At 62.2% G+C, this 25,396-nt stretch carries 24 protein-coding genes and 1 pseudogene; 7 read left to right on the forward strand and 18 right to left on the reverse strand.

The window, feature by feature from the left end:
• Positions 1–9 precede the first annotated feature (9 nt).
• From kdpB to FW789_RS10515, 11 genes are all read right to left on the reverse strand, one after another.
• Positions 10–2,064, reverse strand: coding sequence for a potassium-transporting ATPase subunit KdpB (kdpB, locus tag FW789_RS10465; protein WP_446431420.1), 2,055 nt, complete (start codon positions 2,062–2,064; stop codon positions 10–12).
• Positions 2,065–2,073: 9 nt separating this feature from the next.
• Positions 2,074–3,768 carry a potassium-transporting ATPase subunit KdpA gene (gene kdpA, locus FW789_RS10470; RefSeq protein ID WP_446431421.1) on the reverse strand — a complete coding sequence of 565 codons (1,695 nt, stop codon included), beginning with the start codon at positions 3,766–3,768 and terminating at the stop codon, positions 2,074–2,076.
• A 9-nt stretch (positions 3,769–3,777) separates the two neighbouring features.
• Positions 3,778–3,867, reverse strand: coding sequence for a K(+)-transporting ATPase subunit F (gene kdpF, locus FW789_RS10475; RefSeq protein ID WP_101318193.1), 90 nt, complete (start codon positions 3,865–3,867; stop codon positions 3,778–3,780).
• Between the two features lie 114 nt (positions 3,868–3,981).
• Positions 3,982–5,031 (reverse strand): AI-2E family transporter, encoded by a 1,050-nt coding sequence (locus tag FW789_RS10480; protein WP_103438732.1) that lies wholly within the window; start codon positions 5,029–5,031, stop codon positions 3,982–3,984.
• A gap of 12 nt (positions 5,032–5,043) precedes the next feature.
• On the reverse strand, positions 5,044–5,826 hold the full coding sequence (locus tag FW789_RS10485; protein ID WP_207072713.1) for a DUF4892 domain-containing protein: 783 nt from the start codon (positions 5,824–5,826) through the stop codon (positions 5,044–5,046).
• Between the two features lie 109 nt (positions 5,827–5,935).
• A complete protein-coding gene (locus tag FW789_RS10490; protein ID WP_446431422.1) occupies positions 5,936–6,790 on the reverse strand; it encodes an alpha/beta hydrolase in 855 nt (284 codons plus the stop codon).
• Positions 6,787–7,575 carry an alpha/beta fold hydrolase gene (locus FW789_RS10495; RefSeq protein ID WP_446431423.1) on the reverse strand — a complete coding sequence of 263 codons (789 nt, stop codon included), beginning with the start codon at positions 7,573–7,575 and terminating at the stop codon, positions 6,787–6,789. Before FW789_RS10495 ends, FW789_RS10490 begins: the two co-directional genes overlap by 4 nt.
• Positions 7,576–7,677: 102 nt before the next feature.
• Positions 7,678–8,019, reverse strand: coding sequence for a hypothetical protein (locus FW789_RS10500; RefSeq protein WP_103436764.1), 342 nt, complete (start codon positions 8,017–8,019; stop codon positions 7,678–7,680).
• 96 nt (positions 8,020–8,115) lie between these two features.
• Positions 8,116–8,574, reverse strand: coding sequence for a phosphohistidine phosphatase SixA (gene sixA, locus FW789_RS10505; RefSeq protein WP_446431424.1), 459 nt, complete (start codon positions 8,572–8,574; stop codon positions 8,116–8,118).
• Positions 8,571–8,912, reverse strand: coding sequence for a DUF4389 domain-containing protein (locus tag FW789_RS10510; RefSeq protein WP_103436762.1), 342 nt, complete (start codon positions 8,910–8,912; stop codon positions 8,571–8,573). Before FW789_RS10510 ends, sixA begins: the two co-directional genes overlap by 4 nt.
• A 26-nt stretch (positions 8,913–8,938) precedes the next feature.
• Positions 8,939–9,964: an NAD(P)H-dependent glycerol-3-phosphate dehydrogenase gene (locus tag FW789_RS10515; RefSeq protein ID WP_446431425.1), complete on the reverse strand. Its 1,026-nt coding sequence runs from the start codon at positions 9,962–9,964 to the stop codon at positions 8,939–8,941.
• A 185-nt stretch (positions 9,965–10,149) separates the two neighbouring features.
• On the opposite strand from FW789_RS10515, the gene FW789_RS10520 reads away from it, so the two are divergent.
• The 5 genes and pseudogenes from FW789_RS10520 to fabB all read left to right on the forward strand — a co-directional run bounded on the left by FW789_RS10520 (position 10,150) and on the right by fabB (position 16,634).
• On the forward strand, positions 10,150–12,264 hold the full coding sequence (locus FW789_RS10520; protein WP_446431426.1) for a TonB-dependent receptor plug domain-containing protein: 2,115 nt from the start codon (positions 10,150–10,152) through the stop codon (positions 12,262–12,264).
• A complete protein-coding gene (locus FW789_RS10525) occupies positions 12,264–13,154 on the forward strand; it encodes an ABC transporter substrate-binding protein (protein ID WP_446431427.1) in 891 nt (296 codons plus the stop codon). Before FW789_RS10520 ends, FW789_RS10525 begins: the two co-directional genes overlap by 1 nt.
• Positions 13,151–14,659, forward strand: a pseudogene (locus tag FW789_RS10530) (ATP-binding protein); the annotation flags it as partial. The gene FW789_RS10525 and the pseudogene FW789_RS10530, both read left to right, overlap by 4 nt.
• Before the next feature lie 227 nt (positions 14,660–14,886).
• A complete protein-coding gene (gene fabA / locus FW789_RS10535; RefSeq protein ID WP_101318173.1) occupies positions 14,887–15,402 on the forward strand; it encodes a 3-hydroxyacyl-[acyl-carrier-protein] dehydratase FabA in 516 nt (171 codons plus the stop codon).
• Positions 15,403–15,413: 11 nt separating this feature from the next.
• Positions 15,414–16,634, forward strand: a complete 1,221-nt coding sequence (gene fabB, locus FW789_RS10540; RefSeq protein ID WP_101318171.1) for a beta-ketoacyl-ACP synthase I — start codon at positions 15,414–15,416, stop codon at positions 16,632–16,634.
• Between the two features lie 78 nt (positions 16,635–16,712).
• On the opposite strand, the gene FW789_RS10545 is transcribed toward fabB, so the two are convergent.
• Positions 16,713–17,717, reverse strand: a complete 1,005-nt coding sequence (locus FW789_RS10545; protein WP_103436758.1) for an amidohydrolase family protein — start codon at positions 17,715–17,717, stop codon at positions 16,713–16,715.
• A gap of 114 nt (positions 17,718–17,831) precedes the next feature.
• On the opposite strand from FW789_RS10545, the gene FW789_RS10550 reads away from it, so the two are divergent.
• Positions 17,832–18,695, forward strand: a complete 864-nt coding sequence (locus FW789_RS10550; RefSeq protein WP_446431428.1) for a pirin family protein — start codon at positions 17,832–17,834, stop codon at positions 18,693–18,695.
• Here the strand turns inward: FW789_RS10550 and FW789_RS10555 are convergent.
• From FW789_RS10555 to FW789_RS10570, 4 genes are all read right to left on the reverse strand, one after another.
• Positions 18,684–19,430 carry a dienelactone hydrolase family protein gene (locus tag FW789_RS10555; protein ID WP_207072707.1) on the reverse strand — a complete coding sequence of 249 codons (747 nt, stop codon included), beginning with the start codon at positions 19,428–19,430 and terminating at the stop codon, positions 18,684–18,686. The genes FW789_RS10550 and FW789_RS10555 overlap by 12 nt on opposite strands.
• Before the next feature lie 74 nt (positions 19,431–19,504).
• Positions 19,505–21,412, reverse strand: a complete 1,908-nt coding sequence (gene htpG / locus FW789_RS10560) for a molecular chaperone HtpG (protein ID WP_103436756.1) — start codon at positions 21,410–21,412, stop codon at positions 19,505–19,507.
• A gap of 96 nt (positions 21,413–21,508) precedes the next feature.
• On the reverse strand, positions 21,509–21,967 hold the full coding sequence (locus tag FW789_RS10565) for a PaaI family thioesterase (RefSeq protein WP_340612573.1): 459 nt from the start codon (positions 21,965–21,967) through the stop codon (positions 21,509–21,511).
• Entirely contained in the window at positions 21,967–22,443 is a 477-nt protein-coding gene (locus FW789_RS10570; protein WP_340612572.1) for a PaaI family thioesterase, read from the reverse strand. The genes FW789_RS10565 and FW789_RS10570 overlap by 1 nt, the downstream gene beginning before the upstream one ends.
• A gap of 149 nt (positions 22,444–22,592) precedes the next feature.
• Between FW789_RS10570 and FW789_RS10575 the strand changes: the two genes are divergently transcribed.
• Positions 22,593–22,859, forward strand: coding sequence for a hypothetical protein (locus FW789_RS10575; protein ID WP_103436753.1), 267 nt, complete (start codon positions 22,593–22,595; stop codon positions 22,857–22,859).
• A 51-nt stretch (positions 22,860–22,910) separates the two neighbouring features.
• Here FW789_RS10575 and FW789_RS10580 read toward each other — a convergent pair whose 3' ends face one another.
• Both FW789_RS10580 and brnQ read right to left on the reverse strand, forming a co-directional pair.
• Positions 22,911–23,675, reverse strand: a complete 765-nt coding sequence (locus FW789_RS10580; RefSeq protein WP_207072706.1) for a DUF599 family protein — start codon at positions 23,673–23,675, stop codon at positions 22,911–22,913.
• Between the two features lie 199 nt (positions 23,676–23,874).
• Complete coding sequence (brnQ, locus tag FW789_RS10585; protein WP_103436751.1) at positions 23,875–25,188, reverse strand: branched-chain amino acid transport system II carrier protein; 1,314 nt, start codon at positions 25,186–25,188, stop codon at positions 23,875–23,877.
• Positions 25,189–25,396: the final 208 nt, after the last annotated feature.

Below are 25,396 nucleotides of genomic sequence, written 5' to 3' on the forward strand. Positions count from 1 at the left end.
ACGGCCTCCTCAGACCAGGTGCAGGGCATTGAGCAGCATGTCGATCAGCTTGATCCCGGCAAACGGCACGATCAGGCCGCCGACACCGTAGATCAGCAAATTGCGCCGTAGCAGATGTGCGGCACTCGCTGCCTGCACCCTCACCCCACGCAGTGCCAAGGGGATCAGCGCGACAATGATCAGCGCGTTGAACACGATCGCCGAGAGGATCGCGCTCTGCGGGCTGGCCAGCTGCATCAGGTTGAGCACGCCCAGTTGCGGGTAGATCGCGGCAAACAGCGCCGGCAGGATGGCGAAGTACTTGGCCACATCGTTGGCAATCGAGAAGGTGGTCAACGCACCGCGGGTGACCAGCAGCTCCTTGCCGACCTGGACCACATCGAGCAGCTTGGTCGGGTCGCTGTCGAGGTCGACCATGTTGGCCGCCTCACGCGCGGCCTGGGTGCCGTCGTTCATGGCCATGCCGACATCGGCCTGGGCCAGCGCCGGCGCATCGTTGGCGCCGTCACCGCACATGGCGACCAAGCGGCCGTCGTTTTGCTCTTGGCGAATGCGCGCCAGCTTCTTCTCCGGGGTGGCTTCGGCCAGTACATCATCGACGCCGGCTTCGGCGGCGATGGCAGCAGCGGTCAGCGGGTTATCGCCGGTCACCATCACCGTGCGGATGCCAAGCTTGCGCAGTTCGGCGAAGCGCTCGCGGATGCCTGGCTTGACCACGTCCTTGAGGTGGATCACGCCGAGCAGGCGCTGGTCGACACACACCAGCAGCGGCGTGCCGCCACTCTGGGCAATGCGCTCGACTTCCTTGGCCAGCGCCGATGGCATCTGCAAGCGCTCGATACCGATAAAGCCCAGCACCGCATCGACGGCGCCCTTGCGGTAGCGGCGCTGCTCGAAGTCGACGCCCGACAGCCGTGTCTCGGCGCTGAACGCCACCGGGCTGAACTGATCGGTGGCCGGCTCGTTGAAGTCGTGCAACTGGCGCAGGTATTCGACAATCGACTTGCCCTCGGCGGTGTCGTCGGCAAGCGACGCCAGCAAGGCGCCCTCGCCCAGCTCCCTGGCCGTCACCGCCGGCGCTGTGTGCAGCGCGCTGCAGCGACGGTTGCCGAAAGTGATGGTGCCGGTCTTGTCGAGCATCAGCGTATGCACGTCGCCGGCCGCCTCCACTGCTCGCCCGGAGCGGGCAATCACGTTGAGCCGCACCAGTCGGTCCATGCCGGCGATGCCGATAGCCGAAAGCAGGCCACCAATGGTGGTCGGGATCAGCGTCACCAGCAGCGCGGCGAGGAAGATCAACGGCAGGCTGCCGCCGGCAAAGCGGGCGAAGGGCTGCAAAGTCACCACTACGATCAAGAAGATCAGGGTCAGGCCGATCAGCAGGATGTCGAGGGCAATCTCGTTCGGGGTCTTCTGTCGCTTGGCCCCTTCGACCAGGGCGATCATGCGGTCTAGGGTCGATTCGCCCGGGTTGCTGGTGATGCTGATGAGCAGCCAGTCGGAGACCAGCCGGGTGTTGCCGGTGACGGCGGAGCGGTCCCCACCGGACTCGCGGATGACCGGCGCCGATTCGCCAGTGATGGCCGCCTCATTGACCGCCGCGATGCCTTCGAGCACCTCGCCGTCGCCGGGAATCAGCTCACCGGCCACCACCTTGACCACATCGTCTTTGCGTAGCGCGCTGGCGGCAACCGTTTCGAAGCTGCCATCGGCACGCCGGCGCTGCGCATTCAAGCCCTGGCTGCCGGCCTTGAGGCTGTCGGCGCGTGCCTTGCCGCGGCCCTCGGCCAGCGCTTCGGCAAAGTTCGCGAACAGCACAGTGAACCACAGCCACAGCGCGATCTGGATCGCCACCGCAGTGCTGACACCGCTCTCTGGCGCAAAACACAGCAGCGTAGTCAGCAGCGCCGTCAGCGCCACCACCAGCATCACCGGGGAACGCTTGAGCTGACGCGGGTCGAGCTTGACCAGCGCCTGTATCAGGGCGGGCCGCCACAATGCGGCGAAGCGGGTCTGATCAGTGCCAGGGCGTGGCGCCTGGACTTGAGCAATAGGCATGTTCATGTTGATTCCTCAGAAACCCAGGCTCAGTTGTTCAGCAATCGGCCCCAGGGCCAGGCTTGGCAGGAAGGTCAGGCCGCCCATCAGCAGGATGATCACCAGCAGCAAACCGGTGAACAGCGGGCCGTGGGTGGGGAAGCTGTTCTGCCCTTGCGGTGCGCGGTTCTTCGCCGCCAGGCTGCCGGCCAGGGCCAGCACCGGCAGGATGTAGCCCAAGCGGCCAATGAGCATGGCCAGGGCGATCATGACGTTGTGGTATACCGTGTTGGCGCCAAAGCCGGCGAAGGCCGAGCCGTTGTTGGCGGTGCCAGAGGTGTAGGCGTAGAGCAGTTGGCTGAAGCCGTGCGCGCCGGGGTTGCTGACCGCACCGGCAGGGCCTGGCAGGCTGGCCGCGAGGGCGCTGAGCACCAGCACGCCAAGCGGCATCACCAGCAAGGTCGCCACCAGCAGTTGGACTTCCCGCGCTTGCAGCTTCTTGCCCAGGTATTCAGGCGTGCGACCGATCATCAGCCCCGCCAGAAACACTGCAATCAAGACGAACAGGAGCATGCCGTAGAGGCCCGCACCAACGCCGCCGAAGATCACCTCGCCGACCATCATGTTGAGCATCGCGACCATCCCGGTCAGCGGGTTGAGGCTGTCGTGCATGGCGTTTACCGAGCCGTTGGAAGCGGCGGTAGTAGTGATTGTCCAGAGCACCGAGCCGGTGGTGCCGAAGCGGCTTTCCTTGCCCTCCATCGGTGCCGATTGCTGCACCTGCTCACTGATCAGCGCTGGATTGGGCTGGTACTCGGCACACAGCGCAGTAGCCCCGCCGATCAGAAACAACGCCAGCATGCAGGCGAGAATCGCCCGGCTCTGGCGCAGGTCCTTGACGTAGTGGCCGAAGGTGAACACCAGCGCCACCGGGATCAGGATGATCGACGCCAGCTCGAACAGGTTGCTCCAGGCCGTGGGGTTTTCGAATGGATGGGCCGAGTTGACACCAAAGAAGCCGCCGCCATTGGTGCCCAGTTGCTTGATTGCGATCTGGCTTGCGGCCGGCCCGAGCGGGATAGTCTGGTCAGCGCCTTGCAGGGTCACGGCATGGGCGTAATCGGCAAAGGTCTGTGGCACGCCCTGCCACACCAGCAACAGCGCCAGCAGCAGGCACAGCGGCAACAGGCCGTAGAGGGTGGCGCGGGTCATGTCGACCCAGAAGTTGCCGACCGTTGTGGCCGAACGCCGGGCAATCCCGCGGCACAGCGCGACCAGCACGGCCAGGCCGGTCGCGGCGCTGACGAAGTTCTGCACGGTCAGGCCGAGCATCTGGCTCAGGTAACTCAGCGACGCTTCGCCACTGTAGGCCTGCCAGTTGGTGTTGGTGACAAAGCTCACCGCCGTGTTCAATGCCAACGACCAGTCCTGGCCCGGCAACCGTTGCGGATTGAGTGGTAGGTAACCCTGTAGCATCAACACGGCGAACAGCAGGACAAACCCGGCCAGGTTGAACGTCAGCAGGGCCAGCGCGTACTGCTTCCAGTTGTGCTCCTGCTCGGCCTGGACGCCCGCCAGCCGGTAGCAGCCGCGCTCCAGCGGGCCGAGCGCTGGCGACAGCCAGGTGCGCTGGCCTTCCATAACCTTGTAGTAGAAGCGCCCGAGCCAGGGCGCGGGTAGCAGCACGATGGCGAAAAACGCCAGCAGCAAGGCGAAGTCATAACTGTGCATGGCCGCTCCCTAGCTGTGGTCGGCGCGCAACAGCGCGACCAGCAGGTAAACCGCCAACGCCACTGCCAAGAGCAGTGACACGCCTTCAAGCATGTACATGAGCCAATCTCCCCGGAATGCGGCGTGGGCCGCTTTGCGAGGATTGTCCGGGGGATGGCCGTAAAGGAACGAGAGCGAGCGCCGGTTCAGCGCATAAAGAAAGCGTAAAGCCTGCTAGGGCTGCACGCTCGGCTGAGTGCTGCGACTCCAGTCCAGCAACAGGCTGTAGGCCACGGCGAGCAGGGTAGGGCCGATAAACAGGCCGATGAAGCCAAACGCGATCAGGCCGCCGAATACCCCGAGCAGCACGATCACCAGCGGCAGATTGCCGCCACGGCTAATCAGGTACGGTTTGAGCACGTTGTCCACGCCGCTGATGACGAAGGTGCCCCAGATACCGAGAAACACTGCCATGCCGTAGTGCCCCTGCCACACCAGCCACGCGGTGGCGGGCAGCCAGGCCAACGGCGGCCCCATCGGAATCAGGCTGAGCATGAAGGTCACCAGACCGAGCACAATCGCCCCCGGCACGCCAGCGATGAGAAAACCGATCATCGCCAGCAGGCCTTGCGCCGCCGCCGTGCCGATCACGCCGTTGACTACGCGCTGCACGGTGCCGGCGACCAGTTCCAGGTAGTACTCGGCGCGCTCGCCGATCAGCCGTTGCAGCAGGCGCAGGACAAATGCCGCCAGCCGCGGGCCGTCGCGGTAGAAGAAGAATACAAAGACCAGGCTCAGCGACAGCTCGAGCACACCGCCGCCAATTTGCGCGCTGCGCGCCAGCAGCCAGTTGCCGACCTGGCCGAAGTATGGTTTGGCCGATGCCAGCAGCGCCGCGCCCTGCTGGTCAAGGGAGTTCCACCAGGTCAGCAGGCGCTCACCGACCAGCGGAATGCTGCCCAGCCAGGCCGGTGCCTCGGGCAGACCGTCGACCTGCACATCGCGGATAACCGCCGTGGCATCGCGAATATGATCAGCCAGGTTGAAGCCGAGCCACACCAGTGGCAGCGCCACGATCAGAATCCACAGGGTGGTCAGCACCGCCGCAGCCAGGGTTTCACGTCCGCCCAGCCAACGGGTGAGCAGGCGCATCAGCGGCCAGCTGGCAAACGCCAGGATTGCCCCCCACAGCAGCGCCGAGATGAACGGCGCCATTACCCACAAGCCGGCGCCCAGCAGCGCCAACAGCAGAATCTGTACTAGCAGGCGATCATTGTTGGCCACAGGTGCACTCACTTAACGAATCAATTCCAGATGCAACCCCTCGGTCTCGGCAGTGCCGACCTCCAGCCGTGCAGCGCGTACGCCCATCTTGATCAACTGCTCGCGCCAATCTTCAGCCTGCTTGCCACTCAGGCTGACCCGCAAAGTGCTGTCCAGATTCAGGCTGCGACCGAGCAGGGTCACCCAGGCCGGCAACGGTGCCGTCAGGTCAGGATAGTCAAGCTTGCCGGTGTCGCGCAGCTCACGCATGACCGTGGCCGAGGTCGGCAGCAGCTCGCCCAGCGGCGACTCGGCAACAAATTCCTCGACATGCAGGTAAACCCGCTTGTTACCCGCAGTGACGCTGTACAAGGCAACCAACGTATCGGCTTCTTCGGCCGCGCGGCGCAGCAGGATAAACGCCTGCTGCTCATCGCCGCCGTTGAGCCTGGCGTTCTTGAACACCTCATTGGCCCACAGGCTGGCTTCGCCGCAGTCGCGTTTTTCACACCAGAACAGCGGATAACCGCCCTCCTCCTGCAGTGCTTCGCGGGCGCTGGTAAAGGCTTCGCGTGCGGTGCGCTCGGCGGGCAACTGGTAGGTCACCGAGCTGACCTGGCCGCGGCTCTCGACCTTGTCGTCAACCCGCAGACGGCCGCTGATCTTGCGCAACGGGCCAAGTGGATAAACCCGCTCCTGCTCCAGCGCCGGGCGCTGATCGACTATCTTGGCGTCCAGCGGTACCGGCAGGCTGCCGGCCCACAACAGCGGGCTGGCAAGGCCCAGACAGCCGGCAACGAGAATTCGAATACTCATCGGCCTCCCTTGCCGCTGGCGGCGTGGGTGGCGAGGGGGTAAATGTCAGGCATGTCCATGGTTGTCTCCCTGTTCAACCTGCCAAGCCTCGGCACTTGTCCGGAGCAAGTCAAGAAAACCCGCAGAAGCGATTGATACAGTCTGCGACAAGGGTCGCGCCCTGCTCGTCGTTCAGGTGCAAGTGATGACCGCCAGGCAGGCGCACCTGCTCGAAGGGTAGCTGCTCCAGCAGTGCCGTGTGCCGCGCGAGCATGCCATCCGCCGCAACCACCAGGCAGGTCGGGCATTCGATGTGCTGAACAAAGGCCATGGCCTGCGCCTCACTCAGGCGCGCTGGCGACGGCAGGGTTAGACGACTGTCGCTGCGCCAGCTGTAGCCGCCCGGCACCGGCATCAGGCCGCGTTGGGCGAGCAGCTCGGCGGCTTCGCGGCTGACCGCGACCATACCCTTCATACGCGCCTCGATGCCTTGTTCGAGGCTCGGATAGATCGACTTGCGTTTGCTGTCCAGACGTAACTGCGCCTGCAGGGCCATGCCCAGCCGCTGCGCAGCATCCTGCTCGGCGCCGGTAGGCGGCAGCACGCCGTCGATCAGCAGCAAGCGACTGATCCGCTGTGGCAGCGCTCCGGCCAGCTGCACCGAAATGATTGCGCCCAGCGAATGGCCAAGCAGGCCAAAGCGCTGCCAGCCGAGCTGCTCGGCAACCCGCACGACATCGTGGGCATAATCGGCCAGCGCATAGCTGGCACCCGCCGGGCGATGGTCCGAATAACCATGGCCAGCCAGATCCAGCGCAACGATACGCAACCCGCGCAGCAGCGGCGCCAGCCGGGCGAAGCTGTTGGCATTGTCCAGCCAGCCGTGCAGCGCGATCACCGGCTCGCCATCCTGCGGGCCAAACAGATGTGCCGCCAATTCGATGTGGCCCAGATTGAGCCGGATTTCCTCGACCTGCGCGCTCATGGCTGCCCCCAACGATCAAACAGTCCTTTGATCAAGCTGGCGGTATCAGCGGGGCGCTCCAGCGGGAACATATGCCCGCCCGGCACGCTGTGGTATTCGCCCAGCGGCATGCTGCGCACGGCAAAGGCGTGATGGCGGCGGATCACCCGGCTGCGATCGCCGCGAACCATGGCCAGCGGCACCTGCAGTTGGCGCGCCGGTGCCGGGCTCAAGTGCGGGATACTGCGATAGATGCTGATCTCGGTGGCAGGATCGAAGCGCAGGCGCAGTCCCCCGTCAGCGGCTTCCAGACCGTGCTCCAGATAGGCCTCGAGGCAGTCTGGGTCAAAATGACGGAACAGCGTCTTGTCAGTGAAGTAGCCCCGCGCACTGTCCCGATCAGCAAACACAGCGCGGCGGTTCAGGGTACGCCCGGCCGGGGTAATGCGGTCGATGAAGCCAAAGCGTTTGGCCGTGCGCAGCAGCCACTGATCGGCGCGGGTCAACACTGGCGAATCGAGCATGACCACGCCGCGGTAATACTGCGGGCAACGCAGCGCCGCGTGCAGGTGCAATAGCCCGCCCAAAGAATGGCCAACACCCCACACCGGCCCTGGCTGCTGGGCCAGATGGTGGAGCAGTTCATCGACCAGGTTGAGCCAGTTGTCATCGACCGGGAAGCGCGGGTCGTGGCCGTGCTGGAGCAGATGCTGAACCTGATAGTCCGGCGCGAGCGCAGCAAACAGCTTGCCGTAGGTGGCCGAAGGGAAGCCATTGGCATGGGCGAAGAAGATTTGCTGCGACATGGCCGCCTGCTCTCACGAAAAGATTGCCCATTGTCGGCAAGCGCAGCGGCGGCGGCAACGTCCGGATAGGTCATCGCCAAGGGCGTTCAGGTCATCGCCGGTTCAATCGAAGCTGGCCATCGACCGGCGCAGGCACGCCTGCATGTAGGCCAATTGATACTCGAGTGCCTCGCGAGCCTGGGCCTTGTCTGCTTCTTCGAGCTTGGAGCGGCGCAGCGCAAGGCAGCAGGTCTGCAGCAGATGCGCCATACGAATGCTCGCCTGGCGCAGTTGCTCAAGCTCATATTGGCCTTCGCACTTGCCCAGCAGGCGATTGAAGCTGGCATCCGCGCAATCCTGCAGCAAACGGTGCTCGGCAAAGTCCGGTACGCCATGCTCGTTCAGTTTGTCCAGCACCCGCTGTGGGCTCACCGAGCTCACCAATTCAAGACGTCGACTACTCATCCACTACTCCCTGTTACACGGTTCGACTCTCAGGCGATCAACGCTAGCAATCAGCCGAACGCCCAGGCAACTGGCAAAAATGCCAGTTGCCGCAGGCTAGCCGGGATGACTCAAGGCTTTCAGTGACATCAATCCAGGCAACGGCCAGTCCCCTTCCAGCTCGGCCAGGCTGGCGGTGCTCATGGCTGCCGGCTGTTGCAGATGGCCGTGTTCAAGCATGCCGACCAATGCGCCTACCAGCGGCTGGTGGCTGACCAGCAAGACGTGCTCAAAGCCCAATTGTTCAAGCTCGGCGATGGCTTCCCGCACGCTGCTTTCTGGGGTTAGCCAGACCACCGTACGCAGCGGCTGAGCAAAATCGAGGGTTTCCTGCACCAATGCAGCGGTTTGCTGAGCACGCACGTAAGGGCTCACCAGAATCGCTTGCAGTGGTTGCCCCAGCAGCCGCGCTGCGCTGTACAGGACCTGCTCGCGGCCGTGGCTGGTCAGGCGCCGTTCGGCATCGCTACTGGCGCGTGGCTCGGCTTGGCCGTGACGCAGGATCCACAGTTTCACAGTTTGGGCTCCTCATCACGCACCGGATGGGGCGCGGGCGCGTGTGGCGCCTCCCCCTCGGGTGCGCGTGGGGTTGGCCAATCGGAAAACGGCCACGGCTTGCGATCGCTGTGAAAGGTGCCAAAGCGGCCGATCTGCGCCAGAAACTGGCTCAGGCTGTCGCCAAAGTTCATCAGGCTGGCACTCGGCGCGCCGTATACCAGACGGTAGATCAGCTGCACCAGCACCAGGCCGGCCAGCAGCAATTCGGCCAACTGCCAGACCACCAGGAACACGAGCATCCACAGCACCCGCAGGATGATCGATTCGCGCTCCACGCGCTCGGGGGTATCGCTCATGTATTGCTCCTTGCTGTGCTCAGCGTTTAGTTGAAACCGCTGGTAGAAATGAAGTCGACGTCGGTTTTCGGTTCGGCGCGCATCAGGTGTTCGATGACCTGATTCAAGGTGCGCCCTTCGAACAGGATCGCATGCAGCCCGGCTACCAGTGGCATGTACACCTGGGCGTCATCGGCCTTGGCCTTGAGCACCTTGATGGTGTTCACGCCCTCGGCCACTTCGCCCAGCCGGCTCACCGCTTCTTCCAGCGACAAACCCTGGCCCAGCGCATAGCCGACCTGGTAGTTGCGGCTTTTCGGCGACGAGCAGGTGACGATCAGGTCACCGACTCCGGCAAGGCCGAGGAAGGTCATCGGATTGGCCCCCAGGCTGACGGCGAACCGAGTCATTTCGGCCAGCGCGCGGGTGATCAGCATGCTCTTGGTGTTTTCACCCATGCCCAGCGCCACGGCCATACCGGCAATGATCGCATAGACGTTTTTCAGTGCGCCGCCCAGTTCGACACCGAATCGGTCGGCACTGGCATAGACGCGGAAGGTGCGCCCGTGCAGTACCTCTTGCACGCTCAGGCACAGCGCTTCGTCTTCGCTGGCGACCACCGTGGCGGTCAGTGCGTGTTCGGCGATTTCGCGCGCAAGGTTGGGCCCGGAGAGCACCCCAATACGCGCCTCGGGGGCGATTTCTTCGAGAATCTGGCTCATCAGCTTGAAGCTCTGCGCCTCGATGCCCTTGGTCAGGCTCACCAGGCACTTGCCGCGCAGCAGCGCGGCATGCGGCGCCAGGACGCTGCGCAAGGCGCTGGATGGCAGCGCAACAAAAATCAATTGTGCAGCTTGCAGGGTGGCCACCAGGTCATTGACCGGCTCGACGCCGTCCTGCAAGCGGATACCTTTGAGGTAGCGCGGGTTTTCGCGGTTGACGCGCATCGCTTGCGCCTGGTCCGGATCGCGCATCCACTGGCGCACAGGGTTGCCGTTTTCGGCCAGCAGGTTGGCCACGGCGGTGCCGAAGCTGCCGCCTCCAAGAACTGCAACAGGTTGCTGTTCAGTCATATCCAGTCCGTTAAAGCCAAAGTTGAGTGGCGACAGGCGCATTATACGGGCCAGATGCGGCATAACCAGAGGCACGCAGTGTCAGCCTGTTACCCGCTCGACGGCGTAGCCAGCATGGATGGGCTGCTGGAAAAACCTCTGCGGTCGGTTAACATGCGCGTTTCCTGCTGAAACAAGGCTGTAACGTGTTGTCTGGCACGCCGCCCTTCCCTCGCCTGCTACTACTGACTGCCCTGCTTGGCGGGCCAGCTGTGGCCGACGACCTGTTTATTGACAACCAGGACCTGCCGCAAGTTCTCACTGCCACTCGACTTAAACAATCTGCAGCCGGCGTACCGGGCAGCATGACTGTGCTCGACAGCCAGTTGATCCGCGCCAGCGGCGCCCGCGACATCCCCGAGCTCTTGCGGCTGGTGCCGGGCATGATGATCGGCTACAGCGCCAGCAACCAGCCGACGGTCAACTACCATGGCAGCAACGTCAGCGAGGCGCGGCGCATGCAGGTGCTGATCGACGGCCGCTCGGTGTACCGCGCAGGCCTGGCCACCGTCGACTGGAGCGATATCCCGGTAGCACTTGAGGATATTGAGCGGATCGAGGTGTTTCGCGGGCCAAACACGGTCAGTTATGGCGCCAATGCCCTGATGGCGGTGGTCAACATCCTCACCCGAAGCCCTGCCGACAGCCAGGGCACGCGCCTCAAGCTGAGCCGCGGGGCGGATGGCGTCAACGACTTTTACGCCAGCCAGGGCTTGGGCTGGGAGGGCGGCGACCTGCGTCTGTCAATGTCCGGCCAGGAGGATGACGGCTTCGATCACGACCAGTCGGGCGCTGACTACCGCGACAGCCGCCGGCTCAACCGGATCAACCTGAGCGTGCTGCAGCAATTGGCGAGCAACCAAACGCTGGAGTGGCAACTGGCGGCCAAGGAAGGCAGCAATCAGCGCCCCTACACCTATCAGCCGGTGTTTCCCTACGTCACCGCCCGTGGCAACAACGCAGACGTCAAGGCCAAGGACTACGCTGGCTCGCTGCGCTGGAACATTGATTTCAATGACCAGCACAGTCTCTATGTACAGGGCTCGGCGCAGCACTTCGACCGCCAGCAAGTGTGGCGTGCCTGCGATGCGGCATTGTCGTTCAGCCCAGCCCTGACTCGACTGTGGCAGCTCGACTCGAACTACGCCGAACAGGTCGCCCGCAACATCGTCAACCCACCGGCCAACAACAATCCTGCGCTGCAGGCACTGCGCGATCAGGTCAAGACCCAATGGGACAGCCAGGGCGGCAGCCAGGTCGTGTGCGGTGATGTCGACCAAAGCACCCGGGAAACCCGCTACGACCTGGAAATCCAGGACACCCTGAGCCTGACCGACAACCTGCGCCTGCTCAGCGGCGCCAACTTTCGCTATGACCAGGCTGACTCGCAGACCTATTTCAATGGCACCCTGAGCGACCAGACCTGGCGCCTGTTCGGCCAGCTGGAATGGCGCGCCGACAAGCACTGGATCATCCAGGGCGGAACCATGTTCGAGGACAGCCGCCTGTCCGGCAGCTCGCTGACGCCGCGCCTGGCGGTCAACTACCTGATCACCCCGCGTCATGGCCTGCGCGCGGTGTATTCCGAAGCAGTGCGCTCACCCGACATGTTCGAGAACAACGTCAACTGGAGCTATACGGTCAATAACCTCAGCCCCTATCAGCCTGGTCTGGGCAGGGGCGAGTACTTCGTCAAGACCCGCGGCCCGGGCGATCTCGATCAGGAGCGGATGCGCTCGCGTGAACTGGGCTACAACGGCAGCTTCAGCGAAATCGGTCTGAACCTTGACCTGAAGGTCTTCTACGACGAAATCAGCGGCATGATCAGCGAGCCGCTGCGCAACAACCAGTACATCGCCAGTAACAGCAACAAGGCCCGCTTCAGCGGCAGTGAGCTGCAACTCGACTGGCGCCTTGGCCAGCGTGACCGGCTGCGCCTGACCTACGCTTATGTCGACGCCTGGGCCAGCAACCGCAACGACAGCGAAGCCAGTGCGCGCAATAGCGGCTCTGCCGGCTGGTTGCGCGACTGGGGCGATGGCTGGTCGAGTGCGCTGTTCTACTACGGCGATGACGCGCTTAACCAGTATCGCTATGAGCGGGTTGACCTGCGCCTGGCCAAGCGCTTGCGCATTCGGCGCAGCAACCTTGAGCTGGCCGCACTGTGGCAGCAGCGTCTGGACGATGAACCGATCACCCTCGCGCAGAACCGCTACGACAGTCGTCAGCGCCTGAGCGTCAGCGCGGAGCTGGAGTTCTGATGGCGCGCCTGCTCGGCCTGCTGCTGATCTGCCTGTGGCCACTGGCGACACTGTCGGCCAATGAGGTGCTGGTAGTCGGCGCCAGCGACCAGGCTGGAATGCGCAGCTTCGCCCAGGCACTGCAAGTTCGCCGTGGCAATGATCAGGTGCGTTTCCAACCCGTCTCAAGCTTGCCACCACCCAGCCAACTGCCGCGTGACCTGCGCCTGATCCTGCTCGACCGCGCCGCGCTGCAATGGCGCATGAGCGAATCCGCCGGGCCGCGCGCGTTGCTCATGCGGGTCAGCCGCGTCGAGGCCGAACAACTGCTGGGGGCTGATCGCCCGAGCTACCTGAGCCTGCTCTGGAACGATCCGCCGCTGGCCCGGCAGTTGCGCCTGACCCGCTTGCTGATGCCGCAGGCACGGCGAATCGGCGTGCTCTATGGCCAGCACAGCCACTTTTTGCTCAGTGAGTTGCGCCAGGCCGCACGGCCACTGGGGCTTGAGATCGTTGCCCAGCACTGGCCAGACCTGCGCGACAGCCGCCCGCTACAGCAAGTGCTGGCTGACAGCGACGTACTGCTCGGCCTGGATGACCCTGATCTGTATAACGCCAAGACCGCGAAAAACGTCTTGCTCAGTAGCTACGGCCGGCAAATGGCGCTGATCGGCCCCAACGCCGGCTTTGTCCGTGCCGGCGCCTTGGCCAGCACCTACAGCGACCAGGACGACTGGCTGGCAGTGCTCGATCAATTGCTCGATCAGCCGCCAGCTCGCTGGCCACGCAGCTTGTATCCCGCCCATTACGGCGTCAGCGGCAACCAACAGGTGGCGCGCGCGCTGGGCCTCGAACCGATCGACCCGCAGGCCGCTGCACTGGCCCTGGCCGCAGGAGAGTCCACCCCATGAGCAAACGCCTGAGCTGGGATATCCATACCCGCACCCAGATCATCAGCCTGGGGCCGGCCCTGCTGCTGACGCTGCTGCTGATCAGCTTCTTCACCTTCGTGCGCATTCAGGATTTGCGTCAGGAGCTCAATCACACCGGGCAACTGATCGCCAATCAGCTGGCCCCGGCTTCCGAATACGGGGTTATCTCAGGCAACAATGAAGTGCTCGACAGCCTGATGCGCGCCACTTTGAGTATCCCCCATGTGCGCTTCCTCGAGGTTCAGGACGGTCGCAACAATATTCTGGTGTACGTCGAGCAGGCCGATGAGAGCGCCAACCGCGCACAGCGGGTCGAGGTGTTCCAGGCGCCGATCCGTCTGCAGCAGATTCGCCTGGACAGTGACTTCCTGCCACCCACCAAGACCACCTTGCCGGGCATCACCGATGATTACCTGGGCCGGGTCATCGTCGGCATGTCGGACGATGCCTTCAACCAGCGCCAGCAGGAGATTGTGATCAAGGCCGGCATCCTCGCCCTGTTTGCCCTGCTCTTCACGTTCCTGGTGGCGCGGCGCCTGGCACGCAGCCTGGCCGAGCCGATCAGCGATATGGGGCTTGCCGTCAAGGCGATTCAGCAAGGCACCTTCAATACCCCGGTGCCGGTGGTCGATGACAATGAACTGGGCAACCTGGCACGGCACATCAACAACCTCGCCAGCGCCCTTGAGCAGGCCAGCCAGGAGCAGCGTCAGGCAATCGCGCAACTGACCCAGGCGCGCGAGGAAGCCGAACAGGCCAACCGCGCCAAGTCGGACTTTCTAGCGATGATGAGCCACGAGTTGCGCACACCGATGAACGGCGTGCTTGGCATGCTGCAGTTACTGGAAACCACCCAGATGACCGTCGAGCAGGCCGAGTACACCTCTGTCGCCAGTGAATCGACTGGGCATCTGCTCAAAGTCATCAATGACATCCTCGATTTCTCGCGTATCGAGCGCACCGAGCTTGAGCTGGAACACATCGAATTCAGCCTTGGCGAACTGATCAGCAGCAGTGTGCAAGCCTTCCAGCACAGCGCCCAGCAGCGTGGCCTGGGCTTGCACCTGCAGTTGCCCGCTGGCGCCGAGCACATGCGCGTCTATGGCGACCCGACGCGGATTCGCCAAATCCTGCTCAACCTGATTGGCAATGCATTGAAATTTACCGAGCAAGGCAGGGTCGAAATCGAGCCGCGCTGGCAATTGGCCGATACGGGTGGGCTATGGTTCACCTGCGCGGTTCGCGACACCGGCATCGGCATCGACGACCAGCATATGGAAAGCATGTTCGTTGCCTTCCAGCAGGCCGACAGTTCGATCTCGCGCCGCTACGGCGGCACCGGGTTGGGGTTGGCCATCGCGCGAAGCCTGGCAGAGCGCATGGGCGGCCGCCTGCACGCACAGAGCCGCGCGGGGCGGGGCTCGACGTTCACCCTGGAAATACCGCTGACGCTTGCGGCCGCCAGCCACCCGGCCAGACAGCCGTGACTGGCGATAAATGTTAAAGTGCGGCAGTCTTAATGCTGGACAGGCGCGCCGCTGGGCCTGAAAATACCGGTTTCAGTGAACACCTGTACTCATTTACCAGGATCACTGTGACTTTCACCACAACGCAATAGTCTATCTGTAGGCTGCCGCCTTGAGCCCGTTGGTGCTCAGGGATGGCCGGGAAGATTCATCCCCTGCCGCATGGGGATTATTGAGGAGCTCGCATGACCAAACAAAACGCCTTTACTCGGGAAGACCTGCTGCGCTGCAGTCGCGGTGAGCTGTTCGGCCCAGGTAACGCGCAACTGCCCGCCCCCAACATGTTGATGGTTGATCGCATCACGCATATCAGCGAGGAAGGCGGCAAGTTCGGCAAAGGTGAATTGGTCGCTGAGCTGGATATCACTCCAGACCTGTGGTTCTTTGCCTGTCACTTCGAAGGTGATCCGGTCATGCCGGGCTGCCTGGGCCTCGATGCCATGTGGCAGCTGGTCGGCTTCTTCCTCGGCTGGCAGGGCTTGCCGGGGCGCGGTCGCGCGCTGGGCTCTGGCGAAGTGAAATTCTTCGGCCAGGTGTTGCCTACTGCGAAGAAAGTCACCTACAACATTCATATCAAGCGCGTCCTGAAAGGCAAGCTGAACATGGCCATCGCCGATGGCTCGGTCAGTGTCGACGGCCGCGAGATCTACACGGCCGAAGCCCTCCGGGTCGGCGTGTTCACCTCCACTGACAATTTCTAAGGGTTATTCGCATGCGCCGCGTCGTTATCACTGGTCTGGGCATCGTATCGTGCCTGGGCAATGACAAAGAGACCGTCACCGAAAACCTGCGCAAGAGCCGTCCGGGCATTCGTTTCAACCCGGAATACAAGGAAATGGGGCTGCGCAGCCAGGTTTCCGGTTCCATCGACCTGAACCTCGAAGAACTGATCGACCGCAAGGTGTTCCGCTTCGTCGGCCACGCCGCTGCCTACGCCTACCTGGCGATGCAGGACGCGATCAAGGATTCGGGGCTGAGCGAAGAGCAGGTTTCCAACCCACGCACCGGCCTGGTAGCAGGCTCCGGCGGCGCATCGACCCTGAACCAGATGGAAGCGCTGGACACCCTGCGCGAGAAAGGCGTCAAGCGCGTCGGTCCGTACCGGGTTACCCGCACCATGGGCAGCACCGTTTCCGCGTGCCTGGCCACGCCGTTCAAGATCAAGGGTATCAACTACTCGATCTCGTCGGCCTGCGCTACCAGCGCACACTGCATCGGTACCGCTCTGGAGCAGATCCAGTGGGGCAAGCAGGACATTGTCTTTGCCGGTGGCGGTGAAGAAGAGCACTGGAGCCAGTCGTTCCTGTTCGATGCCATGGGCGCCCTGTCGACCAAGCGCAACGAAACGCCTGAGCTGGCTTCGCGCGCCTACGACGCCGACCGTGACGGTTTCGTCATCGCTGGCGGCGGCGGCATGGTCGTGGTCGAAGAGCTGGAACACGCCCTCGCCCGCGGTGCCAAGATCTACGCTGAAATCGTCGGCTACGGTGCAACTTCCGACGGTTACGACATGGTCGCTCCAAGCGGCGAAGGCGCGATCCGCTGCATGCAGCAGGCGCTGTCGACCGTTGATACACCAATCGACTACCTCAACACTCACGGCACCTCGACTCCGGTCGGCGACGTTGCCGAGATGAAAGGTGTGCGTGAAGTGTTCAAGGACAAGGCACCGAAGATCAGCTCGACCAAGAGCCTGTCCGGCCACTCGCTGGGCGCCGCTGGCGTGCACGAGGCGATCTACTGCCTGCTGATGATGGAAAACAACTTCATCGCCGGCTCCGCCAACATCGATGAGCTGGACCCGGAAGTTGCTGACCTGCCGATCCAGCGTGAAACCATCGAAAACGCGAAGATCGACACCGTCATGAGCAACAGCTTCGGCTTCGGCGGCACCAACGCCACCCTGGTGCTCAAGCGCTGGGAAGGCAAGTAAGACCTGACTGCTGCACTGAAAACGCCCCGACTGGTTCGGGGCGTTTTTGTTTTCGGCGTTTGCGTTGCCTGGCGCGGCTCAGTGCCCCTTGGGCAGCACCGCCAGGAAGTTGTCCCGCGCCACCTTGTGCGCCACCTCTTCGCTCAAAGCATCCAGGAATGGATCGAAGCCATGCAGCTCCTTGCCCAGGCTGTCGAACCGACCAACCACATCCGAACCCAACATGAACCGGTCAGGGTACTGCTCGACCAACTCGACCCAGGCCTTACGCGGCTTGCCTGCCTCGTCGAGCAGATACGGCTCGAGCACACTCCAGGACAAGTCGATGTACAGGTTAGGATAGTCCTTCAACAATCGCGTTACTACCGGCAAGAGGAAGTCCATCTGCGTCTGATGGCGATGAATCTCCATGCTGGTACCGGCATGCGCCCAGATGAATCGTGTGTGCGGATGGTTGCGCAGGGGCTCTTCCAGCTCGGCCAGGTACAGTGGGTTGCGCTCGCGCTTGGAGGTGATGTTGGAGTGGATCAGCACGGGCAGGTCACGTTCTGCAGCCAGGTGATAAATCCGTGTCATGGCCTCGTTGTTGGCCCTCGGCGTATCGCCGCTGGTCAGCGCAGTAAGGTCGTCATGGCGGGTGAACACCTCGCCGATGCCCTGCCACATTCCCGGATACAGCTCGAGCATACGCTCGATGTGGCTGGCTGCATTCTTGTCGACCGGATTGAAGCCGGTCAGGAATGGATGGAAGCGCTTGCGCTGTTCGGCCGGCAGCTTTTCCAATGCGGCCGCCACATAGACGTCAGTGGCGCTGTACCAGTAGGCATCGGCATCATCACCGGCGTAGTAGCGCGGGCGCTTGGGTTCGTCCTCGTGCCACTTCTTCGCCACTGACACCCCGGAAATCATCGACTGATCGATACCGGCCTTGTCCATCGCCGCAAGCAGGGCCGGCATGCCCTCGGATTCCTGGAAAAAGTCGACGTAATGCAGATGGGCATCGCTGTAGCGGTAGTCGCGCGCCTGCGCCGCGTGGCACAGCAGGCCCGAGACCAGCACCGCAGCCAGTGCTCTGGCGATCATGGCAGTTTCCTTGAGCTGATTCGAACAGAGTAGACCCGCGCCTGACGGCCACGGTTCAGCAATGGCTGGCAAATCGCTATGCTTGCAGCCTCAGCCCTGTGCCTGGAGCCTTGCATGAGCCGCCCATTGATCATCCGCCCACGCGCCGAAACCATCGCGGGCCAGCCCATTCTGCGGCTGCTACCCTCAGCGCAGTGCCGCAGCGTCGGCCCGTTCGTGTTCTTCGACCACATGCTCGCAACCGACTACGCTGCGGGCAGTGGCATGGATATCCACCAACATCCACACATCGGTCTGGCCACCCTGACCTACCTCTTCGAAGGCGAACTGCTGCACAAGGACAGCATTGGCTCTGATCAACGTGTGCGGCCTGGCGAGGTCAGCTGGATGAGCGCCGGTCGTGGCGTGGCCCACGTCGAGCGCACGCCGGCCGAGCTGGTCGCAAGCGGCTCACGCCTGCATGGGCTGCAGGTGTGGCTGGCGGCGCCGCGGGAACACGAGCAGGCACTGCCCAACTACAGCCATCACTGCGCAACGAGCTTGCCGGTCAGCGACACCCTGGGAGTGCGTATCTGTATGATTGCCGGTCGAGGCTTTTGCCTTGAGTCGCCGGTACCGGTGCTCTCCCCTACCCTGTACGCGCACATCGGCATGCAACCGGCAACTAGCCTGCTGATCCCCACTGAACATACCCAGCGTGCGCTGTATCTAATGGAGGGCGAGGTGTTGCTCGATGAAGAGCCGGTCGAGCCGCACAGCTTGCTGGTGCTGCCAGAAGGCGAGGAACTGACGCTGTACGCGCAAGGTGAATGCCAACTGGCACTGATCGGCGGCGCGCCGCTGGATGGGCCGCGGCGGATGAACTGGAACTTTGTTGCCAGCGACCCGGCACTGATCGAACAGGCACGGGCCAACTGGGCAGCCGGGCAATGGCCAGTGGTAGCCGGAGAAACCCAGCGGATCGAGTTACCCCGCTAGCTGAGCAGGATCCGGTTTGAACACTTCTTCGAGCAGATTGTGCATGGCCTTGAACGCGCGGTGTGAGGTGCGCCAGTCAAATTGCATCTTGCCCGGTACGTTTGCCGCCGGGTCGGTGAACGAATGCACCGCACCGCCGTAGCTGACCAGTTGCCAATCGACCTTGGCCGCGTTCATTTCCTGCTCGAAGGCAGGTAGCTGCTCGCGGGGTACCAGTGGATCGCTGGCGCCGTGCAGCACCAGTACCGAACCTTTGATGTTGCCGGCATCGGCGCTATCAGGTGTGTCGAGGGTGCCGTGGAAGGAGACAGTGGCTTTCAGATCAGCGCCACTGCGGGCCAGCTCCAGTGCACAGCAACCACCAAAACAGAAGCCGAACGCCGCCACCTTGCCCGGCGCCAGCTGCGCCTTGGACTGCCCCAGCAACTGAGCTAGGGCGGCATGCATGCGCTTGCGCAACTCAGCACGATCGTTTTTCAGCGGCATCATGGCGGCGCCCGCTTCATCTGCATTGGTCGGCCGCACCAACTGCCCATAGAGGTCGGCGATCAGCACCACATAGCCCTTCTCGGCGACTTCCCTGGCAATGCGCTCGGCACCTTCGCCGATGCCCATCCAGTTCGGCGCCATCAGCAGAGCAGGTTTTGCTTCTGCGCCTGGGGCGTATACCAAGCGGCTCTCGTAAGCCTTGCCGGCGTGGTGATAGACCAACGATTCGACGATTGCTTTGCTCATCAAGCTTCTCCTTGTCCTGGTACAAAAGACCGTAATAAAAAAGCCCGCCGAAGCGGGCTTATTCAGCGCTTATCTCAAGCAGACAGCTCGACCAGCAGCTTGTTCAGGCGACGCACATACGCCGCAGGGTCCTTGAGGCTGTCGCCAGCGGCCAAGGCAGCCTGATCGAAGAGGATGTGCGAAAGCTCGCCGAAACGATCCTCGCTCTGCTCGTGATCGAGTTTCTCGATCAGCGGATGAGCCGGGTTGAATTCGAAGATAGGCTTCGAGTCCGGCACTTTCTGCCCGCTGGCCTCGAGGATCTGACGCATCTGCAGGCCCAGGTCCTGCTCACCGATGGCCAGAATGGCTGGCGAGTCGGTCAGGCGATGGGAGACACGCACTTCAGCAACACTGTCACCCAGCGCAGCTTTCAGACGCTCGACCAGACCTTCTTTTTCCTTGGCGACTTCTTCCTGGGCTTTCTTGTCTTCTTCCGAATCCAGCTTGCCCAGGTCAAGGTCACCGCGGGCAACATCGACGAAGCTCTTGCCGTCGAAGTCGCTCAGGTAGCTCATCAGCCACTCGTCGATACGATCGGTCAGCAGCAGCACTTCGATGCCTTTCTTGCGGAAGACCTCAAGGTGCGGGCTGTTCTTGACCTGCGCGTAGGTTTCGCCGGTGAGGTAGTAGATCTTGTCCTGGCCTTCTTTGGCACGGGCCAGGTAGTCAGCCAGCGACACACTTTGCTCGCCGCTGTCGTCGTGGGTTGAAGCAAAGCGCAGCAGGCCGGCGATCTTCTCTTTGTTGGCGAAATCTTCTGCCGGGCCTTCCTTGAGGACCTGGCCGAAGTTCTTCCAGAAGCCCTTGTATTGCTCGGGTTCGTTCTTCGCCAGCTTCTCGAGCATGTCGAGCACACGCTTGGTCAGCGCGGTTTTCATCGAGTCGATGATCGGGTCTTTCTGCAGGATCTCGCGCGAAACGTTCAGCGACAGGTCATTGGAGTCAACCACGCCCTTGATGAAACGCAGGTACAACGGCAGGAACGACTCGGCCTGGTCCATGATGAACACACGCTGCACGTACAGCTTCAGGCCACGCGGCGCTTCGCGCTGGTACAGGTCGAACGGCGCGCGGGCCGGGACGTACAGCAGCGAGTTGTATTCGAGCTTGCCTTCGACCTTGTTGTGGCTCCAGGCCAGCGGGTTTTCGAAGTCATGGCCGATGTGCTTGTAGAACTCCTGGTATTCCTCGTCCTTGACCTCGGTACGCGAACGGGTCCACAGGGCGCTGGCGCGGTTGACGGTTTCCCATTCCTGCGCAGGTGCGGCTTCGCCTTCAGCGGCTTCGGCCTGTTCTTTAGGCAGCTGGATTGGCAGGGCAATGTGGTCGGAGTACTTCTTCACGACGTTGCGCAGGCGCCAGCCGTCAGCAAACTCCTGTTCTTCCTTCTTCAGGTGCAGAACGATGCGCGTGCCGCGTTGTGGCTTGTCGATGGTGGCAACTTCGAATTCGCCCTCGCCTTTCGACGACCAGTGCACGCCTTCAGCGGCTGGCTGGCCCGCACGACGGCTGTAGACGTCGACCTGGTCGGCGACAATGAACGCCGAATAGAAGCCCACGCCGAACTGACCGATCAGGTGCGAATCCTTTTTCTGGTCGCCGCTGAGGTTTTTCATGAAATCGGCAGTGCCGGACTTGGCAATGGTGCCCAGGTGCGCAATGACATCTTCACGGCTCATGCCGATGCCGTTGTCTTCCAGGGTCACGGTGCCGGCCTCGGCATCGAAGCTGACGCGGATTTTCAGGTCGGCGTCGCCTTCGAGCAGCTCCGGCTTGGCCAGGGCTTCGAAACGCAGCTTGTCAGCGGCGTCGGAGGCGTTGGAAATCAGCTCGCGAAGGAAAATTTCCTTGTTCGAGTACAGCGAGTGGATCATGAGGTGCAGCAGTTGCTTTACCTCGGTCTGGAAGCCCAGGGTTTCTTTTTGTGTCTCCACACTCATGGTCTTCAAAACTCCGATCTGATGGCAATGGTCGCCTGGCAGGCCGCGGTGGCCGGCGTTTACGGCGGGATGTCCAACAGATGGGGGCATGGCGGACTATTTCAAGGGCTTTTCCGGTTCGATCTTGAAATGAGCACGGGCCATGGCGATCGGCAGGTTGCGATCGTCCTGCCAGGCACTGATCGCGACATTGGTCACCCGCCGCCCTTGGCGCCAGAGCTGGCAGCTGGCGTAGGTGTCGCGCACATAGCCGGCACGCAGGTAGTCGATGGAGAAATCGATGATTTTCGGAATACTCGTGCTTTCGCTGTAGACCAGCAGATAGAGCGCCGCCGAGAGCTCCATGAAACCTGCGATGACACCACCATGAATGGCCGGCAACAGCGGATTGCCGACATTGTCGGCACTGGCTGGCAAGCGGAACAACAGCTGCTCGCCCTGGCGCTCGCACTCGATACCGATGAGCCCTGCATAAGGAATCAATGACAGCAGTGGTGCGTAATCACCCACAGCGTGGGCCTGATTGAGGCGCTGGCGAACGTCTGCCGGAATCATCAGCCCTGCCCTCCATCAAGCTTGCCAGCAAAGCGGATACCACCCCTGGCCTGCTGACCCAGGCGCATGAAAGTCCCCACCACCTGGCAGATAGGCTGCTCGGGGTCATCCTGATACGCCATGCCACGGGTGAAAATCACATCGCGGGTTACGCGATAACAGTATGCGTGGCCGTAGATATCCTTGCCGGCCTCGGCGGGGTGCATATAGTCGATGCGCAGGTCCAGGGTCGGGCACACTTCGAACTGCGCCAACGAACACAAAGTGGCCATGCCGCAGGTGGTATCCATCAACGTGGTCAGCGCGCCGCCATGGACTGCACCGGTCTGTGGATTGCCAACCAGCAGCGGCGACCAAGGCAGCACCAGGGTCATGCCGCCGGCATCAGCTTGATGCACGCGCATGTTCAATAACTGGCAATGCCGGAGTGCCGACAGAAAGCGTTCAGCCATAGCCATCAGAGACGAATCGATCACCGTTAAGCCCTCGTTGGCGTGACAGCACAAGCGCGTTGAAAATTCCAGAGTGGACGCGCACTTATATATCTGTAATCTCTGTGGAACTAATTTCGTGCACTTGAACTCGAAGGTTCAAGCAAGTTATTCCACCCAAGGAGAGACACCCCATGCGTAAACCTTTTGCTTTTGCTCTGATGCTGGCTGCTGCCATGGGCCTGGCTGCTTGCGACAAGGCAAGCGAAAACAAGGCTCAAGATGCACAGGAACACGCCGAGCAAGCCCAGGATAAAGCGGGCGAAGCTCAGGATAAGATGAATGAAGCTGCCAAGGAAAACGCCGAAGCTGCCAAAGACCAGGCTGAAGCGCAGCAAAAAGCAGCTGAAGAAGCTGCTGACAAAGGCGAGCCGGCCCCGACTGCACCAGTCAAGCCGTAATCGCAGCACACAAAAAAACCCGACATTGTCGGGTTTTTTTATGCCTGAAGTTTAACGATTAACCGTTTCAGTCAACACCGCGGTCGGCTCTTTCGGCGCGTCACTAGGGACACTTTCAGTCGGCGTGAACACCATCACTTCCAATACATCGGAGTGGAACTCGCGGCGATAAAGAATCAGCACTACGCCCAAGCTGACGACCATGAACAGCCACGGGTTGATGAACCAGGTCAACATGGCCATGCCGAAGTAATAGGCGCGCAAGCCCAAGTTGAACTGGTTGGCCGCAAGTGACAGCACCCGTGCTGCCCGCGCGGCAAATGCCTTGCGCTCAAGCTCGTTGACCAGGCGCTCGCCGATCATCGGCGCCGAGCCCACCAGCACCGCTGCAAAGTTGTACTGGCGCATGCACCAGCTGAAGGTGAAGAAGGCGTAGACGAACACCGCCGCCAGGCCCAACAGCTTCACTTCCGACATGCCCTGCGAAGCCACCTGCACATACGGCAGGTCGGCCAGCAGCGATACGGCGCGGTCCGACGCCCCCAGCACCGTGAGGATACCGGCAAGGATGATCAACGTGCTGGAAGCGAAGAACGATGCATTGCGCTCAAGGTTGCCGATCACACTGGCATCGGCAATGCGGTTGTCGCGCAGCAGCATGCGCCGCATCCAGTCTTCCCGATAGAGGTGCAGAACGCTGGCCAGGCAGGCCGTATCGCGGCCCTTCCAGATTGCGTAGCGGGTGTAACCACCCCAGCACAGGGCAAACCAGCAGACTGCCAACAGGTTGATCAGGTTGCTTTGAATAAAGCTCATGCAGGTTCTCGACCGTTCAGGTGCACAAAAGGATATCGGTTTCGACGCCCGAATGTGGCAAAAGACACGCACCGCGTCACAAAACCTGGAGCCTGCCATAAAAAACCCCGGATCCTCACGGACCCGGGGTTTTTTATGACCAGCCTGGGCGAGCGCAGCAGCGGCTTGTGGCCAGCGCTTGCAGCGGGCTGTCAGTACCTCACGCCAGCGCCTCGCGCGGCTTGCCCAGCATCCAGTCGCAAAGCACCGCCACGCCGAGGGTCAGCGCCGAAGGTACCAACCACGCCAGGCCTTGATCGCTCAGCGGCAGATGCGCCAGGACATCCGGCAGGATATGGGCAAGCGGCGTGCCTTTGATCGCATCGACAATGCCGAACAGCAACGACACGGCCATCACTGGGCCCATGATACGCACCGGCGAGTTCCAGATGCCTTTGCAGAAGCTCAGCGCCACCAGCACGATGCACGGTGGATAAATGGCCGTCAGCAACGGGATCGAGAACATGATCAGCTTGGTCAGGCCAAGGTTGGAAACCACCAGCGAGAAACCGGCAAGGATCACCACCAGCGTGCGATACGACAGCGGCAGAATCTGGCTGAAGTACTCGGCGCAGGCGCAGGTCAGGCCAACCGCAGTCACCAGGCAGGCCAACGCGATCAACACCGCCAAGAAGCCGCTGCCGAGTGAGCCAAAGGTATATTGCACGTAGGCATGCAGCACGGCCGCGCCGTTGGTAGCATCAGCGGCGATGTCATGGCTGCCGGCACCGAGGCGGAACAGGCTGATGTACACCAGTGCCAGCCCTAACCCGGCGATCAGACCGGCGATGACTGCATAGCGGGTGATCAGCTTTGGCGACTCGACGCCACGCGAGCGGATCGCGTTGACGATGACGATACCGAAGACCAGCGCCCCGAGGGTGTCCATGGTCAGGTAGCCATTGATGAAACCCTGCGAGAACGGCGCGGCAACGTAAGCCGGCTGTGCTTCGCCGATGGTCCCGGCAGGCAGCGCAAACGCAGCGATACCCAGGGCCGCCAGGGCGAGGATCTTCAGCGGTGCAAGGAAGCGGCCCACTGTATCGAGCAGCTTGCCGGGGTACATGGACACTGCCAGCACTATGATGAAGTACACCAGGCTGTAGATGAACAATGCCAGCGGGCTTTCACCGGTCAACGGGGCTACGCCCACTTCGAACGACACCGTCGCCGTGCGCGGGGTGGCGAACAGCGGGCCAACCGACAGGTAGCAGACCGCCGCCAGCAGGCCACCGAAGAACTTGCCGATCGGGCTGCTCAACGCGTCCATGCCGCCGCCGACCTTGGCCAGGGCAACCACGGTGATGACCGGCAGGCCTACTGCAGTGACGAGGAAGCCCAAGGCTGCCATCCACACGTGCGGGCCTGACTGCAAGCCAACGATCGGCGGGAAGATGATGTTGCCGGCGCCGACGAACAGCGCAAACGTCATAAAGCCAAGCGCCAGAATATCCTGGCCTTTGAGAACTTTCATTTAAGGAAATACCACACTACTGAAATCGGGATTTAGAGAGGGATTTCCCCTTGGATGAGGGAAATATGGGACCGTCCGGGTGGGACAGACCTTTTTGACATACCCGCACCCTTTTGGGGCGCCGACACGAAAGTGGGCGACAGTGTAACCAAGTTGCACCCCGACTGCACGGCTGGCTGACGAGGTGTCTCGCCAATGCAATTGGCTG

The sequence above is a fragment of the Pseudomonas sp. 1121_17 genome, assembly GCF_052850745.1.